Source organism: Wenyingzhuangia gilva, from assembly GCF_030519655.1.
Lineage (GTDB): Bacteria > Bacteroidota > Bacteroidia > Flavobacteriales > Flavobacteriaceae > Wenyingzhuangia > Wenyingzhuangia gilva.
In genome coordinates this window covers 806,983-826,370 of record NZ_JAUMIT010000001.1, presented here as the reverse complement: position 1 = coordinate 826,370, position 19,388 = coordinate 806,983, and the positions used below count along the sequence as shown (strand labels likewise).

10 protein-coding genes are annotated in these 19,388 nt (G+C 31.4%); 6 read left to right on the top strand and 4 right to left on the bottom strand.

The features are described 5' to 3' along the window. Positions 1 to 2 precede the first annotated feature (2 nt). The 3 genes from metG (at position 3) to tamL (ending at position 9,569) form a co-directional block, all read left to right on the top strand. Positions 3 to 2,063 carry a methionine--tRNA ligase gene (gene metG / locus QVZ41_RS03790; protein ID WP_302883216.1) on the top strand — a complete coding sequence of 687 codons (2,061 nt, stop codon included), beginning with the start codon at positions 3 to 5 and terminating at the stop codon, positions 2,061 to 2,063. 274 nt (positions 2,064 to 2,337) lie between these two features. Next, a complete protein-coding gene (locus QVZ41_RS03785; RefSeq protein ID WP_302883215.1) occupies positions 2,338 to 7,326 on the top strand; it encodes a translocation/assembly module TamB domain-containing protein in 4,989 nt (1,662 codons plus the stop codon). Then, positions 7,323 to 9,569 carry a translocation and assembly module lipoprotein TamL gene (tamL, locus tag QVZ41_RS03780; RefSeq protein WP_302883214.1) on the top strand — a complete coding sequence of 749 codons (2,247 nt, stop codon included), beginning with the start codon at positions 7,323 to 7,325 and terminating at the stop codon, positions 9,567 to 9,569. Before QVZ41_RS03785 ends, tamL begins: the two co-directional genes overlap by 4 nt. Before the next feature lie 63 nt (positions 9,570 to 9,632). On the opposite strand, the gene QVZ41_RS03775 is transcribed toward tamL, so the two are convergent. Both QVZ41_RS03775 and QVZ41_RS03770 read right to left on the bottom strand, forming a co-directional pair. Then, positions 9,633 to 10,085: a CBS domain-containing protein gene (locus QVZ41_RS03775; RefSeq protein ID WP_302883213.1), complete on the bottom strand. Its 453-nt coding sequence runs from the start codon at positions 10,083 to 10,085 to the stop codon at positions 9,633 to 9,635. A 78-nt stretch (positions 10,086 to 10,163) separates the two neighbouring features. Then, positions 10,164 to 10,625 carry an Lrp/AsnC family transcriptional regulator gene (locus QVZ41_RS03770; protein ID WP_302883212.1) on the bottom strand — a complete coding sequence of 154 codons (462 nt, stop codon included), beginning with the start codon at positions 10,623 to 10,625 and terminating at the stop codon, positions 10,164 to 10,166. Between the two features lie 155 nt (positions 10,626 to 10,780). On the opposite strand from QVZ41_RS03770, the gene metE reads away from it, so the two are divergent. Continuing rightward, entirely contained in the window at positions 10,781 to 13,096 is a 2,316-nt protein-coding gene (metE, locus tag QVZ41_RS03765; protein ID WP_302883211.1) for a 5-methyltetrahydropteroyltriglutamate--homocysteine S-methyltransferase, read from the top strand. Positions 13,097 to 13,204: 108 nt separating this feature from the next. On the opposite strand, the gene QVZ41_RS03760 is transcribed toward metE, so the two are convergent. After that, positions 13,205 to 14,497 carry an aminopeptidase P family protein gene (locus QVZ41_RS03760; RefSeq protein ID WP_302883210.1) on the bottom strand — a complete coding sequence of 431 codons (1,293 nt, stop codon included), beginning with the start codon at positions 14,495 to 14,497 and terminating at the stop codon, positions 13,205 to 13,207. A 210-nt stretch (positions 14,498 to 14,707) separates the two neighbouring features. Between QVZ41_RS03760 and QVZ41_RS03755 the strand changes: the two genes are divergently transcribed. Beyond that, entirely contained in the window at positions 14,708 to 15,052 is a 345-nt protein-coding gene (locus QVZ41_RS03755; protein ID WP_302883209.1) for a hypothetical protein, read from the top strand. 53 nt (positions 15,053 to 15,105) lie between these two features. On the opposite strand, the gene mfd is transcribed toward QVZ41_RS03755, so the two are convergent. Further along, on the bottom strand, positions 15,106 to 18,432 hold the full coding sequence (gene mfd, locus QVZ41_RS03750; RefSeq protein ID WP_302883208.1) for a transcription-repair coupling factor: 3,327 nt from the start codon (positions 18,430 to 18,432) through the stop codon (positions 15,106 to 15,108). A gap of 132 nt (positions 18,433 to 18,564) precedes the next feature. On the opposite strand from mfd, the gene QVZ41_RS03745 reads away from it, so the two are divergent. Further along, a complete protein-coding gene (locus QVZ41_RS03745) occupies positions 18,565 to 19,353 on the top strand; it encodes an alpha/beta fold hydrolase (RefSeq protein WP_302883207.1) in 789 nt (262 codons plus the stop codon). Positions 19,354 to 19,388 lie beyond the last annotated feature (35 nt).

Here is a 19,388-nt window from a genome sequence, read left to right as displayed (position 1 = left end):
TGATGAACAATCCTAAAAGATATACGATTACAGCGGCTTTGCCATATACCAACGGACCCATACATATTGGTCATTTAGCTGGGGTTTATGTGCCTGCTGATATTTATGTACGTTACTTGCGTAACAAAGGTAAAGATGTTGCTTTTGTTGGAGGTTCTGATGAACATGGGGTGCCAATTACCATTAAGGCTAAAAAAGAAGGAGTAACTCCTCAAGATGTAGTAGATAAGTACCATGGAATTATAAAAAAATCATTTGTAGATTTTGGAATTTCTTTTGATAATTATTCAAGAACATCAGCACCTATACATCACGATACCGCTTCTGATTTTTTTACAAACTTGTATGAAAAAGGAGCGTTTATAGAAAAAGTAGAATCTCAATTATTTGATGAGGAAGCCAATCAATTTTTGGCAGATAGATTTGTAGTAGGAACTTGTCCTAAATGTGGAGATGAAAATTCTTATGGAGATCAATGTGAAAAATGTGGAACGTCTCACAATGCTACAGATTTAATCAACCCAAAATCTGCCATTACCGGAAACGTACCTACCGTTAAAGAAACCAAACACTGGTTTTTACCTTTAGACAAACACGAAGCGTTTTTAAAAGAATGGATTTTAGAAGGACACAAAGAGGATTGGAAACCTAATGTGTACGGTCAAGTAAAATCTTGGATAGATGATGGATTACGTCCTAGAGCCGTAACTCGTGATTTAGATTGGGGAATTCCTGTTCCTGTAGAAGGTGCAGATGGAAAAGTATTATACGTTTGGTTTGATGCCCCTATTGGATACATTTCATCAACCAAAGAGTGGGCAGCACAAAACGGAAAAGATTGGGAACCTTATTGGAAAGATGAGGAGACCAAATTGCTACATTTTATTGGAAAAGATAATATTGTATTCCACTGTATTATTTTCCCAGCCATGTTAAAAGCACATGGAGATTATATTATGCCAGACAATGTACCAGCTAATGAATTTTTAAATTTAGAAGGAAATAAATTATCTACTTCTAAAAACTGGGCGGTTTGGTTACACGAATATTTAGAAGAATTTCCTGGTAAGCAAGATGTATTACGTTATGCTTTAACGGCTAATGCACCGGAAACTAAGGATAATGATTTTACGTGGAAAGATTTTCAGGCCAGAAACAACAATGAGTTGGTGGCTATTTTTGGAAACTTTATCAATAGAGTAGTAGTGTTAACCAACAAATACTATAACGGAGAAGCTCCAACACCAGGAGTATTGTCTGAATTAGATGAAGACACTTTGGCTCAGGTAAAAGAATATCCAAACATTATTTCTAAATCTTTAGAGCGTTACCGTTTTAGAGAAGGATTAATGGAAATGATGAATTTGGCTCGTTTAGGAAACAAATACTTGGCAGATGAGGAGCCTTGGAAATTGGTTAAAACGGATGAGGAACGTACCAAAACAATTATGTACGTAGCTTTGCAAATTGCTGCCTCACTATCTGTTTTATCAGAACCATTTTTACCATTTAGTTCAGAAAAATTAAAAAGAATTTTAAAACAAGAAGGATTAATTAATTCTTGGGATGACGTAGAGAATAAAGAAGAATTAATGCCATCGGGTCATATTATTGGAGAAGCAGAATTGTTGTTTGCTAAAATAGAGGATGCTGAAATTACGGCACAACTAGATAAACTTGAGGCAACTAAATTGGCAAATGCTGCAGATGCCAAAGTAGTAGAACCTCAAAAAGAAACCATCGGTTTTGAAGATTTTACCAAATTAGATATCAGAACAGGAACCATTGTTGAAGCTACAAAAATGCCAAAAGCTAAAAAGTTATTGGTTCTAAAAGTGGATACGGGTATTGATGTAAGAACCATCGTTTCTGGAATTGCAGAAAGCTACAAACCTGAAGATATTGTGGGACAAAAAGTATCGGTTTTGGTAAACTTAGCTCCAAGAGTATTAAGAGGAGTGGAGAGCAATGGAATGATTTTAATGACAGATACCAAAGACGGTAAACTTTCTTTTATTGCTCCTTCTGAAGACAATGTTTCCAACGGAGAGTTTGTGAGTTAGTAAAAAATTAATTTCTATAACAAATAAAAAGGTCTGTATAAAATACAGACCTTTTTTGTTACATAGTTTAGTTAGTTAATCCCTAATAAATTAAAGATTTGATTGCGAATATAGTAATAATTTTGAAAAAACAATAAAATAAATAAAAAGAGTAACTTTTTTTTATTGAAATCAATGATTTAAAAAATCAGGATTATTGATTTTAATCATCCATAGGCATTATATTTGTTACTAAATACCGGTTAAACAATAACCAATAAAGCTTTGAAAAACAATGTTTAAAACCATTCAACAATTCTTAAAAAAAGCCATTCATTTTTTTAAATGGATGTTTTTAGGGCTGTTGGTTTTATTTATTGCCTTGGTGCTTTTTATCCGTAGTTCTTGGGGACAAAACATCATTAAAAATAAAGTCACTGAATTTGTTGCAGAAAAAATTGAGACCAAGTTTAGCATAGAAAAGTTATATCTCAGTTTTTCGGGAAATTTAATTATTGAAGAACTTTATTTAGAAGATCAGGAAAAAGATACTTTGCTATACAGTAAAGAGCTTGAAGTTTCCGTGGCTATTTTACCCATTTTTACTCAAAATAAAATCAATGTAAAATCGGTTGATTGGACAGGTTTAAAAGCGAAAGTCTATAAACCAGAAACCACTAATGAATACAATTTTGATTATATCATCAATGCTTTTGTAAATCCAAATACCTCAGAAAAATCTGTACAAGAGAGTAATTCATCTCCACTAGATATAAAAGTAGGTACTGTTAATTTTGCTGATTTTGATTTGCTTTTTAATGATGAGGTTTTAGGTGTAAATACAAGTTTAAAACTAGGAAGTCTAGGATTAAAGTTTGGAAATAAATTTAACATCAATACTTATCGTTTTCCAATTGAAAAATTGGATTTGGCAAATGTTAAGGTCAATTATACTCAAAGTAAACCTTTTCCCGAAACCGAAGAAAGTCAAGAGGAATCTCCTTCTCCCATTATAGAAATTGAGAAATTAAGTCTAGAAAATATAAAGGCTTTTTATCAAAATAAAGTAGACAATCAGCTAGCGGATATAAATCTTGGGTTGTTCACTATTAAAGATGCTTTGGTTGATTTAGCAGCTCAAAACATAAAAATTAAGAAGATTGGTTTAAACAATACACTTGCAGATTTATCTTTTTTCAGTAATGAAAAATCAATGGTTCAAGACACCACTAAAACCACTGTAAGCACAAAATTCGAGTGGCCAAATTGGCAAGTAAATGTTAAGGAGTTGTCTTTTAAAAACAATAGCATCGCTTTAAAAACAGGGAATACCATCACCCCAAAAAACGTATTTAACCCTGAGAATTTTAAAATCAGTAAAACCAATATTTTGTTGAATGATTTTAGTTTGGCAAAAAATGATTTGGCTTTAGATTTAAAAGAAATATCATTGATAGAAAAAAGCGGTTTTCATCTAAAAGAACTGGCTTTAAAAGGAGCGATTAACAATCAGCAAATAGGTATTTCAACATTAAAAATAGCCACCAATCATAGCGAGATACAAACCTATGGAAAGATTGAGTATCGTTCTTTGGATGATTTTATCAATCAACCTAAAAACACCAAGTTTGATGTTGATATTAGCGATTTGAATTTAAATATAAAAGATGCTTATTATTTCAATCAGGAATTAAAAGAAAACGAATATGTAAATAAGTTTTCCAAACATTCAATAACAGGAAAAATGAAGGTCAAGGGAGATTTAAAAAACCTTGATATTGCTAGTTTACATCTAAAATGGGGAGCAAAAACATCGGTTGATTTAACAGCAAAAATTAAAAATGTTTTATCGGAGAATAACTTGAGTTTTGACTTACCAAATTTCCGTTTTAAAACGGATAGAAAATCCATGTTAAGTTTGATTGATGAAAAGGAATTTGGCATTATTATTCCTAATTCAATAACCTTAAACTCTAGCACAAGTGGGACTTTAACAAACATTAAAACCAATACGGTTTTAAAATTACCAAAAGGAAAAATAGCTATCAATGGAACGTTTAAAAATGTTGATAGTACTCAGGTAAAAGGAACTTTAAAAGTGACTCAATTAAACGTTGGAAACATCATTAATAATGATCAAATGGGTTTGATAGATTTTGAAACTTCATTAAGCGCAGGTTGGACAGATATTCACGCTTTAAATGCTGAGTTAAAAACAAAATTTAATAGTTTACAATTTGATGGTTACAATTACAATCCGTTAGAAATAAGTGCCAAGATCAAACAAGGAGCGGGACAAATAAATACGGTTTATAAAGATGAGTCTTTGGATTTTGACACCAAAACAAACGTAAAGTTAGATTCTTTAACGTCTAGCATTTCATCGGTTATTACTATTAACGGAGTGAATTTGCAAGCATTAAAATTAACCAAAGAAAATTTAAAAGCCAGACTAAATATTAATGTTGATTACAAAACCAATGCAGATGGTTTTAAAGTAAAAGCACAAACCGACAATGGTTTGTTGGTGTATAATGAGGAGTCTTTTCCAATTAGTAACTTTTTAATCAACACCAATATTGCTAAGGATTCTACAAGTGTAAGTGTTGAAAGCGGATTGTTAAATTTAAAGATGAATGCAAATGCCAATCCTGAAAAAATTACAACAGCCATTAACAAACACATCAGTACTTATTTTACTAAAAATAAATTAGATACAGTTGTAGGAAATACAAATTTAAAAGCTGAATTAACCATTAGCCAAGATCCTATTTTAGATCAAGTGTTTTTAAAAGGATTGAATGAATTTGAACCTATAAAATTCGACTTGTCGTTTAAGGAATCAGAAAAAAAATTAGTTTCATCATTTAACATTCCGTTTATAGAATACCAAGGAAGCAGTATTAAAAAAGGACAATTTTATTTAAACAGTGTTGCAGAAAAGTTTGATTTAGATTTAAAAGTAGACAATGTAAAATATGATCCTGTTAACATTCAAAATATTAATTTACAAGGAAAAGTAGTTGATGAAATAGTGCTTTTAGATTTTTCAACTTCTGATGAAAATGAAAAAATTATCAATATTAAAACTGAAATTGCCGCAAATGATTCTTTGGTCAGGTTTCATATCAATCCAGAGAATTTAATTTTAAACAGAAAAAATTGGGAAATACCCGAAAGCAATGCTATTCTGTTTAACGGAAATATTACTTCTACGGATTTTGAATTGTCTAGAAACAATCAAATTTTAAGTTTTAATGCACAGGTAAAAGAAGAAAATAATAACAGTTTAGCCATCAATTTTCAACATTTTGATTTGCTAAATTTAATGGCTTTTTTAAATCCTGAAGAAAATATTGCGAGTGGAATTGTTGGAGGAAATGTGGAAATTAATCATTTTAACAAAGAACAAAATCTAGTTTCAGATTTAAAAATTGAGGAACTAAATGTGTTTGAAAACTTATTAGGAACTTTACAATTAAATGCTAAAACTATCAATAATAAAAATTACGATGTAAATCTTTCTTTACAGGAAAAAGATAACATTGATTTAGTAGTTGAAGGTAGTTACAATACTTTAGAAAGTGCCTCTCCATTAAACTTAAAAGTGAATTTAAACAAACTAAGTTTAAGTAAAATAGAAGCTTTTGGTAAAGAATATATTTCCAATGCATCGGGAAGTATATCTGCCAATTTTAATATGGATGGTAAAATGGAGGCTCCCATTTATAATGGTGATTTAAATTTTAACAATGCCAAATTAGAGGTAAATAGTTTTAATACTTCTTTTACTTTTCCTGAAGAATCTATTAAAATTGATAACTCAAGCATTTTGTTAAATAAGTTTACCATTTTAGATAAAGATCAAAATTCTTTTGTGTTAGATGGAGAAATAATCACAAGCGATTTTTCTAATCCTAAATTTAATTTGTCCTTAAATTCAGAAAATTTGCAAGTTTTAAATTCTACCATAGAAGATAACGATTTGTATTACGGTCAATTATTTTTAGATGCAGATGTAAAAATAGGAGGAGATTTAAATATTCCTAAAGTAACAGGAGCCATTAAAATTAATGAAAATACAGATTTTACCTATGTTATTCCAGAATCGGAAATAGAAGCGGTTGAAAGAGAGGGTGTGGTTATTTTTGTAAATAAAAAACAGACCAACGACATTTTAACAGCTGATGGAAATTCCGAAACTTCCACTGGAATTGTTACAGGATTAGATATTAAAACTGTTTTAAAGGTTGATAAATCGGCTATTTTAAATGTCATCATCGATAAAAAAACAGGAGATAATTTGCAAATTTCTGGTGCTGCCGATTTAAATTTTGGTATGACTCCTAACGGCAGAACCACTTTGTCTGGTAAATACGAAGTGAGTAGCGGACATTACGAGGCGAGTTTGTATAATTTGGTGACTCGTAAGTTTGAAATTGCTAAAGGAAGTAGTATTCTTTGGCAAGGAGATCCTTTAGAAGCTAAAATGGATATTAGTGCTATATACAAAGTAAAAGCATCAGCAAGTGGATTGATGTCTTCTGTAACTTCAGGAATGGATGCTGAAACACTTAATAAATACAGAAAAAAAATGCCGTTTTGGGTGTATTTAAATTTAAACGGGGAATTGTTAAAACCTGAAATTAGTTTTAATCTGGATGTTCCAGAAGAATCTAGAGGAGAGTTGGGTGGACAAGTTTATACGCAAGTACAACAATTAAACAATAGAGAAGAAGATTTAAACAAACAGGTATTTTCTTTGTTGGTATTAGGTCAATTTTTTCCATCAAATATTAGTGATGGAAGTAACGGAGGATCACTTTCTATTGCTAGAGACAATGTAAACAAAGCCCTGTCTAATCAATTAAATAATTACTCAAATAAATTGGTAGGGAAAACTGGAGTGGAATTGGGGTTTGAGTTAGATAGTTATACTGATTATACGGACAAAGGAGAACAAAACAACACACAGTTAAATGTAAGTGCTCAAAAACGTTTGTTTAATGATAGATTAACCGTGCAAGTTGGTAGTGGTTTTGAAATTGAAAACACCTCTAAAGATCAAAATGATAAAACCCCTATTATTGGAAATGTAAATATTGAATACGCCTTAACAGAAAATAGAAGATATAGATTAAAAGGTTTCCGTAAAAATGAATATCAAAGTGTGATTGATGGTCAGGTAATTGTAACAGGAATTGCCTTTTTATTCAATAGAGAGTTTAATAAGTTTAGAGAGCTTTGGCAGAAGGAAAACACACAAAAAACAACGGAGGAATGAAACAGATAATTTTTTTTAAGGTTTGTTTATTATTCATGGTTTTTGCCGTGTTAAGTTCTTGTAGTGTAAAACGTTTTATCCCCGAAGATGAAAAATTATATGGAGGAGCTACTGTTAAAATAATTAATACAAATAAAATTAAAGGACTTTCTAGCTTAGAAGAGGAGTTGCAAGAATTGTTAAGACCTGAACCTAATAGTAAATTTTTAGGAGCTAGAGTTGGCTTGTATTATCACTATAAAACTGAACAAGGAAAAAAAGGGCTTTTAACCAAATACATGAATAAAAAATTTGGAGAAAAACCTATGTATTATTCAAATGTCTCTCAAAACAAAGTCATTAATTTAATAAAAAACAGGTTAGATAATAGAGGTTTTTTTAATAGTAAAGTTACGGCTTCAGTTAAAGAAAAAAAGTACACTAAAAGTATTGTGTATACTATAGATTTAACCGAACCTTATGTGTTAGAAACATATCAACTAGAGAATGATACCTTGCCTTTTTACAAAGAAATTAAAGAGGAGTTAAAAACTACTTTACTAAAAAAAGGAACTAGATATAGTTTGGAATCTTTTAAGCAAGAAAGAATTAAAATTGATGAAGGTTTAAAAGCCAGGGGGTATTATAATTTCAATCAAGATTTTATCATTTTTGAAGCAGATACAAATCAATACAAGAATAAAAAATTTGATTTGTATTTAAGAGTAAAAAAAGAAACGCCTAAAAAAGCATTGATTCCTTATCAAATAAATAAAATCACTGTTTATCCAAATCATAATTTAGATCAAAAAAATAAAGCTATAGATAGCACAGAATACAAAGAGGTTTACTTTTTACAAGACACTGTTTTTTTTAAGCCAAAAAGACTTCATAATTATTTGTTGTTAAATAAGGATGATTTTTACAATCCACAAAATTCAAAAATTACCAGTAAAAGATTGTCCTCAATTGGAACTTATAAATATGTAAACATTCAGTTTGATGAAAAAAACTACACAAAAAATGACAGTCTGGGTAGTTTAGAGGCTAATATTTATTTGTCTCCATTAAACAAAAGATCTTTAGGATTGGAATTGCAGGCAGTTACAAAATCCAACAATTTTGCAGGTCCGGGATTGTCTCTTAATTACCGAAACAGAAATTTATTTAGTGGAGGAGAATTGTTGAGGCTTACTGGAACGGTTGCTTATGAAACTCAAATTGGGAACAATACTCAAAATTTAAATGGTTTAAAAGTAGGCTTGGGAGCAAGTTTAACTTTTCCACGTTTAATTTCTCCTTGGGATTTAACAGGGCGTTTTAAATACGGAGTCCCTAAGACTAAAATTTCTTTTGATTCAGAATATTTAAGCAGGTCTAATCTATACGGATTGGCTTCTTTCACCAGTAGTTTTGGTTATCAATGGGATGCTAATAAATATTTAAGTCACCAAATCAATCCTGTCAATGTTAATTATGTAAGATTGTTTAATACAACTTCAGATTTCAAAGATATTCTAGCACAAAACCCTTTTTTACAAAGTAGTTTTGATCAGCAATTTATAGCAGGATTTACCTATAATTTAACTTATAGCGAATTAGGAAGAAGTACTAAAAAAAATCAAGTATTCTTCTCTTCAAATCTTGATATTGCTGGCGGAGCCTTAAGTTTATTGAGTCAAAGCACATCTGGCGGAAAGAAGACTTTTTTAGGTTTAGAATATGCCCAATATGCCAAGATTGATTTAGATTTTAGATATTATTTAGGACTAGGAAAAGAAAAAACATTGATTTCAAGATTCTATGGTGGTTTAGGAATTCCTTATGGGAACTCTTCTATTTTACCGTTCACAAAACAATTTTTTGCCGGTGGACCTTATAGTATTAGAGGTTTTGCTTCAAGATCTATTGGACCAGGGACTTATAATAATGGTACAAGCAATAGTACTTTTTTTGATAGCTCTGGAGACATTCGTTTAGAAGCCAATGTAGAATATAGATTTCCAATTTATTCTTTTATAAAAGGTGCATTTTTTGCCGATGCAGGAAATGTTTGGTTGTATGGTGATAGGGAAGGACAATTTTCATCAAACTTTATGAATGAAATGGCAGTAAGTACTGGGGCAGGAGTAAGAGTAGATATTCAAAGTTTTGTTATTAGGTTTGATTTGGCAACGCCAGTTAAGCAGCCTACTTCAACTTCTTTAAGTACCATTAAGTTAAGTAATACCATTTTAAATTTTGCTATAGGATATCCTTTTTAAATATAAAGAGCGTTATCATATTTATATAATAACGCTCTTCGTAGTTTAGCTAGTTTTAGTTTTTTATCTCATTTCCAAAGCAGCTTTTAAGACATCTTTTCTACTAATTTGACCAATAATTTTATCTCCTTCGGTTACAGGAAAACGGTTTCTTCTTGAAGTACAGAACATATGAGCTGCATCAAAAATATTGGTGTCGCCTTTAATAGATTCAACAATAATTTCCATGTATTCTTCAACCGTTTGGTCGTGTAAAGGAATATTGTAATATCTACTATGAGCAATTTTTTTCATACAATCTCCTTCGGAAATCATTCCTAAAATCATGTCGTTTTCATCTAAAACACAAGCACCAGCAATATTGTTGGTAACCAGTATTTGCATTGCTTCCCCAATACTTAATTTAGGAGAAAAAGTTATCAGCCTATTTCTAGGAACCATATAGTCCGAAACTAATATTTTGTCTGCTATAGTTCCTGCTCGTGTATCGGGTGATCTAAAGTTTTTGATAGCCATATTGAGTATTTTTTAGTTGATTACCTAATATAGTATTTATTTTTCATCAAAACAATAGCTTCATTGTTATTAATTTTGTTAAATGGGAATTTCGGTGCAGTTTTTAATTTCGCCCATAACAAAAGTGCTTTGCGTACTTCCAATATTTTTTACATTTCCTAAATGATTTAAAACAAAGTCTTGATAACCTTCCATATCATTTACCATCACTTTTAATAAAAAGTCATAATCTCCAGAAATGTTATAACATTCAGTTACTTGTTTTAAAGCGGTAATGTCTTTCACAAACTGATTTCCAATATCCATGGTATGCTCTTTCAGTTTAATGTTACAAAACACTATTAATTTTTTACCTAAAAGATTTCTGTCTAACAGCACAACTTGTTTTTTGATAAAGCCATATTTTTCTAGCTTTTTTATTCTTTCATGAACCGGTGTGTTTGATAAGTTGGTAATGTTGGCTAGTTCTTTTATGGTAATTCTAGCGTTTTTTTGTAGCTGTTTTAACAGTATCAAGTCTGTTTGATCTGGTGTATACATAGTAATTTTTTCTTTTTTTAGCTTTTTCAAATACTAAGATAGCGTTTTTTCCTATATAATTCTTTTTAAAAGGTTTTTTATCTGTATTTAAACTGTTTTTTTAGGCCTATATTGTTGTGTTGTAGTTTTGTAGTAGAATTTTAATCTAAAATACTATGAAGAACCATGTCTTAGGATATCCTAGAGTAGGAGCAAAAAGAGAATTAAAAAAAGCAATAGAAAGTTACTGGGCTAAAAACAGTAAGCAAGAGGTCTTAGAGCTTGTTGCGTATGAAATTAGAAAACAAAACTGGAAAAAACAACAAGAAGCAGGAATAGATTTAATTCCAGTAAACGATTTTTCTTTTTACGACCAGGTGTTAGATACTACTTTGTTGGTTGGTGCTGTGCCAAAGCGTTATCAAGAGTTGTTAAACAATCAAAATTTATCAGAGTTGGATGTTTATTTTGCCATGGCAAGAGGATTACAAACAGAAAACCACGATATAACTGCTATGGAGATGACCAAATGGTTTGATACCAATTATCATTATATAGTTCCCGAGTTTGTAAAGAATCAAACTTTTAAAATTTTATCAAAAAAAGTAATTAATGAATACAAAGAAGCAGTTGCTCTAGGCTTAAATGCAAAACCAGTTTTGATGAGTCCTGCATCGTATTTATTGTTAGGTAAAGAAAAAGAAGCAGGTTTTGATAAGTTAGATTTGTTAAATGATTTGTTGGCGGTTTATAAAGAAATTATTGCCGAGTTACAAGATTTAGGTGCAACCTATATTCAAATTGATGAACCGTTTTTAGCGTCAAATTTATCTGATAAAGAACAATTTACCATTCAGAAAACACATCAATTTTTAAATAAAGAATTTCCAAATGTAAAATTTATCACAGCTACTTATTTTGATGATGTTTTAGATAACTTGTCGTTAATCAATCAATTGCCAGGAGCGGTATTACACATAGATTTAACAAGAGGAGATGAAACACAATTAGAAAAAATACTACAATCTAACTTTAAAAATCAATCTAAAATTTTGTCTTTAGGATTGGTAGATGGACGTAATATTTGGAAGAATGATATTACCAAATCTATTGTAAAAATAAATAAAGCCAAAGAAGTTTTAGGAACTGATAGGGTTTGGGTAGCTACTTCCAGTTCTTTATTACATGTACCTGTTGATTTGGAAAGTGAAGAAAAATTAGATGACGAGTTAAAGTCGTGGTTAAGTTTTGCTGCTCAAAAATTAGAAGAAGTAGTGTTGTTACATAAATTAAGTACGCACCCTACTCATGCTGATTTATTGGCTTTTGAAGCGAATAAAAAGAATATTCTTGAAAGAAGAGAGTCTAGTAGAATTCATAAATTTCAAGTAAAAAACCGCGAAAGTTTTATAGAAGACAAAGACTTGCATAGAAATAGTGCCTTTGTAACTAGAAAAACCATTCAGAATGCAGTGTTACAATTACCACTATATCCAACTACTACCATTGGGTCTTTTCCTCAAACCCCAGAGGTAAGAAGTTGGAGAGCCAAGTATAAAAAAGGCTTGATAAGCGATCAAGAATACAATACTTTATTAGAAAAAGAAACCAAAGAGTCTATTGAGTTTCAAGAACAAGTAGGCTTAGATGTTTTGGTGCATGGAGAGTTTGAAAGAAATGACATGGTTGAGTATTTTGGAGAACAGCTTGAAGGTTTTGCGTTTACTCAATTTGGTTGGGTGCAGAGTTACGGAACTCGTTGTGTAAAACCTCCAATTATTTTTGGTGATATAGAACGTTTGAACCCGATGACTTTAGAGTGGACAGTTTTTGCACAATCTTTAACAAATAAATATGTAAAAGGAATGTTAACCGGACCTGTAACTATTTTACAATGGTCTTTTGTAAGAGACGATCAGCCAAGAAAAACCACTTGTAATCAAATTGCTTTGGCTATTAGAGATGAGGTGATAGATTTAGAAAATGCTGGAATCAAAATTATTCAAATTGATGAGCCTGCTATTAGAGAAGGGTTGCCGTTAAAAAAAGCGCAATGGAATGATTATTTAACTTGGGCCGTAAATGCTTTTAAACTGTCTGCAAGTGGCGTAAAAGATGAAACACAAATCCATACTCACATGTGCTATTCAGAATTTAATGACATCATTAAATCTATTGCAGATATGGATGCTGATGTCATTACTATTGAGTGTTCTCGTTCTCAAATGGAATTGTTAGATGTTTTTGCTGAGTTTGATTATCCTAATGAAATTGGACCAGGAGTATACGATATTCATTCTCCAAGAGTGCCATCAACCCAAGAAGTGGTGGATTTGATTGAGAAAGCAGAAAAATATATTCCTAAAGAAAATATTTGGATCAATCCAGATTGTGGTTTAAAAACAAGAAAATGGCCAGAAACAAAAAAGGCCTTAGAAGTGATGGTAAATGCCACGCAACAAATAAGAGAAAAAGTTGAAGTTAGTTGTTAAGTTTAAAAATCCCAGATTCTAAAATGGAATCTGGGATTTTTTATAAAAACATCTCGACTTTGCTCGATGATCATTTTGATGTTCTATCTAAGTTGAGAACTCCATATTTTAAGCATTCATAATACTTTCAATTTCTTCTATTTCAATAGGAATGTCTCGCATTAAATTGATTGGCTCTGCATTTTTTTGAAGTACCAAATCATCTTCTAATCTAATTCCTAAATTTTCTTTTGGAATATAAATCCCAGGTTCTACGGTTAAGACCATATTGGCTTTCATTTCATTCTCAAAATCACCATAATCGTGAGTGTCTAAGCCTAAATGATGAGACGTTCCGTGCATAAAATATTTTTTATAGGCAGGCTTTTCTTTGGTTTGGTTCTGAATGTCTGCTTTATCTAGTAGTTTTAAAGATAATAATTCAGAGGTCATTAATTTTCCAACTTCTTCGTTATACGCTGTCCAAAGCGTACCTTCTTTAAGCATTTTGGTAGCTTCTTTTTTTACGTTTAACACAGATTGATAAACAGCTTTTTGCCTATCGGTATATTTTCCATTTACAGGAATAGTTCTGGTTAAGTCACTAGAATAATTAGCATATTCAGCTGCAGTATCCATTAAAATTAAATCGCCAGATTTACACTGTTTGTTGTTTTCTATATAGTGTAACACACAAGCAGAATAACCTGAAGCTATAATAGGTGTGTAGGCAAATCCCTTCGATTTGTTTCGTAGAAACTCATGCATCATTTCAGCTTCAATTTCGTATTCCCAAACATCTGGTTTTACAAAATTTAAAACTCTATCAAATCCTTTTTTGGTGATGTTACAAGCCTGTTGAATCAAATCAATTTCAATTTGAGACTTGATCCCTCTTAGTTGAAATAGAATATCTGAAGCTTTTAAATAATTGTGGTTGGGATATTCTTCTTTTAGCTTTTTTACAAAACGATCCTCGCGAGTTTCCATTTCTAGAACTGCTCTTTTGTGTGGGTTTTGATTGATATAAATGTTTTTTGCTTCTGGAATTAAATCTTTTAAAACAGTTTCCATTTCAGACAACCAATAAATAGTTTGGATTCCAGAAGTTTCGGTAGCTGTTTTTTTATTTAATTTTTCTCCTTCCCAAATAGCAATCAATTCACTGGTTTCTTTGGTGAATAGAATTTCTTTATGATTGGGATTTTTAGCATCAGGAAACAATACCAATACCGATTCTTCTTGATCTACACCACTTAAGTAAAAAATATCTCGGTGTTGATGAAAAGGCAAAGTACTATCTGCTCCAGTTAAATAAATGTCGTTAGAATTAAAAAACGCAATGGAATGGGCTTCCATTTGGTTAGTAAAGCGTTTTCTATTCTCTATAAATAATTGTGGGTTGATTGGGTTGTATTTCATGACCATAAAGTTATAAAATGTCTGTACATAATTATTTAAATGTCTGTATCTTTTTCTTGTTTATTGAATATTAAAAAACTAAAATTGCGTTTAGGGAGTTTAGCTGAAAATCCTTTAAAGAGTAGGCATTAAAAAAATTATTTTATGAAAAAAATATTGATGTTGTAGTTAATTCTAGGGGGATTAACATTTACAAGTTGTTCAGTTAGGTTGGTAGATTTTACGGTTATTAGCAGTAAAAATGTGAATTTAGCGGGAATTAAAAAGTCTGAAGGAGTAAAAGTAAATGCTTCTAAATCTTATTTCTTAGGTTTTGGATGGAATATTAAAGATGCTCTAGATATAGCTTTAGAAGAAGCTGGTCCAGATTACGATATGTTAATTGATGGGGTTGTGAGATATGCTAGTTATCCTTTTGTTTTACAAATTAAGGTTGAAGGAACAGCTGTAAACTCACAAAAAATGATTGCACAAATGGGGCAAGAAGGTTTCAATCAGTGGATAAGTGGTCATCAAGTTACCACAGCTGATACTGTTAAGTTAATTAAAGAATAAAATTTTAATTATATCTTAATTTAAAAAGAGTTAGCAAACAGCTAACTCTTTTTTTATATATTTTTCAATGTTTCTAAGGCTTTTTGTACACTATCAATCCTAATAAACGTAATGAGTAATCGTAAACCATTTTTGGTTTCTTTTTCTTTCATTACACACATTTTAGGGTTGTTTTGCACGTATTTTAAAATATTTGTAAACGACTGCGTGTTGTAAAAACCACTTTGTTGGTCGGAAACAAAATAACCAATCATTCTTTTTTGTTTTAGGATAATTTTCTCTAGTCCTAATTTTTTAGCCAACCATTTAATTCTTACGGAATCTAACAAATCAATCACTTGGGTTGGAAGTTCTCCAAATCTGTCAATTAATTGTTGCTCAAATTGTTCTAACTCTTTTTCGTCTGTTAGCTCTCCTAATTTTTTATACAGGTTTAATCTTTCTGCAATGACGTTGATATAATCATCGGGGAATAAAATTTCAAAATCGGTATCTATTTGTATATCTGATACGTAATCTTTGTTTTCTAAATCTTCCTCATCATATAAATCCTTAAATTCTTTTTCTTTCAATTCTTTAACGGCTTCTTCTAATATTTTTTGATAGGTATCAAAACCAATATCGGTAATAAATCCGCTTTGTTCTCCTCCTAATAAATCTCCAGCTCCACGAATTTCTAAATCTTTCATGGCAATGTTAATTCCGCTACCCAATTCGCTAAACATTTCTAAAGCTTGAATACGTTTACGAGCTTCTTCGGTCATCATATGGTAAGGTGGACAAATAAAATAACAGAAAGCTTTTTTGTTAGAACGTCCAACACGTCCACGCATTTGATGCAAATCTGACAATCCAAAGTTGTTAGCATGGTTAATAAAAATAGTATTGGCGTTAGGCACATCTAAACCAGATTCTATAATGGTGGTGGCCACTAAAATATCGTAGCTTCCTTCCATAAAATTTACCATCACTTCTTCTAGTTTTCGTCCTTCTAGTTGACCGTGACCAATTCCTATTCTAGCATCGGGAACCAAACGTTGTAACATTCCGGCCACTTCTTTAATATTGTCCACTCTGTTGTGAATAAAGAATATTTGTCCTCCTCTTGAAATTTCATACATCACAGCATCTCTAATGGTTTCTTCGCTAAAACCAATCACATTACTTTCTATAGGATGACGGTTGGGTGGAGGTGTAGCAATGACCGATAAATCTCTTGCTGCCATTAAACTAAACTGTAAAGTTCTAGGGATCGGTGTAGCAGTTAAGGTTAAAGTATCTACATTTTCTTTAATGGTTTTTAACTTGTCTTTGGCAGCTACTCCAAATTTTTGTTCCTCGTCAATAATTAGCAATCCTAAGTCTTTGTATTTGATTTTATCTGAGACCAATTGATGGGTTCCGATGACAATATCTAACCTTCCTTCTGCCAAATCTTCTATCACAATTTTCTTTTGCTTAGCCGTTTTAAAACGGTTTAAATAGTTGATGTTTACCGGAAAATCTTCTAATCTTTTTTTGAAAGACTTAAAATGTTGAAAAGCCAAAATAGTGGTAGGAACAAGCACTGCTACTTGTTTTCCATTATCAACAGCTTTAAAAGCGGCACGGATAGCTACTTCTGTTTTTCCAAAACCAACATCACCACAAACCAGTCTATCCATAGGTTTGTCACTTTCCATATCGGCTTTTACATCTTGAGTGGCTGTAAATTGATCTGGAGTATCTTCATACATAAAACTAGCTTCTAGTTCATGTTGTAAATAACTGTCTGGGTCAAAAGCAAATCCTTTTTGATTTTTTCGTTTTGCGTAGAGCTGAATTAAATCAAAAGCAATTTGTTTTACTTTGGCTTTGGCAGTTTGTTTGGCTTTTTTCCAAGCAGGAGATCCTAATTTATGAACCTTAGGAATTTTACCATCTTTTCCATTGAATTTGGATATTTTATGTAAAGAGTGAATGCTAATGTAAAGGACATCGGCATCGCCATAAATTAATTTAATCGCCTCTTGTTTTTTACCGTTGACATCAATTTTTTGTAAACCACCAAACTTTCCAATTCCATGATCTATATGGGTTACAAAATCTCCAATTTCTAAATTGTTAATTTCCTGTAGGGTAACGGCTTGTTTTTTGGCAAAGCCATTTTTAAGTTGAAATTTATTATAACGTTCAAAAATTTGATGATCGGTATAACAAACTATTTTGTGTTCGTGATCTACAAACCCTTCGTGAATTTGAAAAACCACGGTTTCGTATACTATTTCCTCTTCGCTTTCATCAAATATATCATGAAAACGTTTGGCTTGTTTTTCGCTAGAACAGAATAAATAATTTTGATATCCTTTTGCTGTGTTTTGCTGTAAGTTTTCTATCAACAAATCAAAATGTTTGTTAAAAGAGGGTTGAGGTTCTGTATTTCCGTTGATGCTATCTGTAGAAGTACTATTGTTAACAGAAACTCTACTATACCCTTTTAATTGTTCTTTGATTTGAATTCCATCTAAAAACAATTCACTAGGTAAAGTGTGATTTAAAGTTTCTGATAAAGTTTCAAAGCGAGTAGTTGCTTTTTCAAATAAAGTATTTAAATCGTTTTGAAGAATATCTATACTCAACGTAAAAATAACGCTGTTGTTAGGGATAAACTTTAAAAACGATTCTCTTTTTTCGGAAAACTGCTTGTTTTCCACATTAGGCATGATCTGAACTTTATTTGGTTTTCCTGTAGAGAGTTGCGTTTCTACATCAAACGTACGGATGCTGTCTACTTCATCACCAAAAAACTCTAGTCTATACGGTTCATCGTTGGCAAAAGAAAACACATCTACAATTCCACCACGCACGGCAAATTCTCCGGGTTCTGTTACAAAATCTACTCGGTTAAATTTATATTCAAATAATACTTCGTTAATAAAATCTAGGCTAAATTCATCACCTGTCGTAATTTTTAACGTATTGCTATTCAGGTCTTTTTTGGTCACAACTTTTTCAAACAATGCGTTTGGATAAGTAACAATAATAGCTGGTTTTTTTCTGGAATTTAATCGGTTTAAAACCTCAGCACGCATTAAAACATTGGCATTGTCTACATCTTCAATTTCATAAGGTCTTCGGTAAGAACCTGGATAAAACAATACGTCTTTATCATTTAAAATTCTTTCTAAATCATTTAAATAATAAGCTGCTTGTTCCTTATCATTTAAAATTAATAAAAAAGTTTTGTCAGTTTGTTTAAAGGTTTCTGCAATAATAATGGACAAGGCAGCACCGTTAAATTTACTTAATACCGCATGCGTTTTTTCTTGAGAAATTTGTGTTACCAATTGTTTTGTAGCACTTGCATGTTGGTACTTTTCTAGTAGAGATTGAATTTTCAAGACCGAAATATTTTCTTACAAATGTAGGACTATCCATTGTTTTATAAAACTGAAAGTTTTAAGCATTTCTTTTTATTGTAAATAGCGATCAACTTTATTGTTCTCTAGGCATCAACTCCTTATTTTTGCAGTATGAGCGCATTTGTTACTTATAAAAATATACCTATCCATTATACCGAATCTGGTAAAGGAACTGCCATTGTTTTGTTACATGGTTTTTTAGAAAACACTACGATGTGGCAAGGTTTAGAAAAAGTATTAAACCCTAAATTTAGGGTAGTTTGCATAGATTTATTAGGACACGGACAAACGGAAAGTTTGGGCTATGTACATACCATGACAGAAATGGCCGAAGCGGTAAAATCAGTTTTAGATGTCTTAAATATCCGTAGGTCTTTTTTTGTAGGACATTCCATGGGAGGTTATGTAGCCTTGGCATTTGCAGATTTGTATCCTGACAATGTAAAAGGATTGGTGTTGTTAAATTCTACGGCCAGACCAGATTCTGAAGAGAAAAAAACAGGAAGAGATAGAGCCATTGCTGTGGTAAAAGAAAATCATAAATCGTTTATCAGAACTTCTATTCCTATGTTGTTTCGTTCTAAGTGTAGAAAAATTTACGCTGATGATATTGCCAAGGTTAAAAAGGAAGCTTTAAAAACCCCAAGACAGGGAATTATTGCGGCTTTAGAGGGAATGAAAATTAGATTGGATAGAGAAGTATTGTTGCATTTTGGACCGTATCCATCTTTAATGATTTTAGGTAAAAAAGATCCTGTTCTAAAATATGAAGATTTAATAGAACAAACCAAAGATGCCAATACTGAGGTAGTAGAGCTTGAAAATGGTCACATGAGTTTGATTGAAGACAAAGAAGGAGCAGAACAAGCTATTTTAGCATTTGTGAAAAAACATACATAATAAAATCGGTTTTTGTGTGTGTAAATAATTTTCAT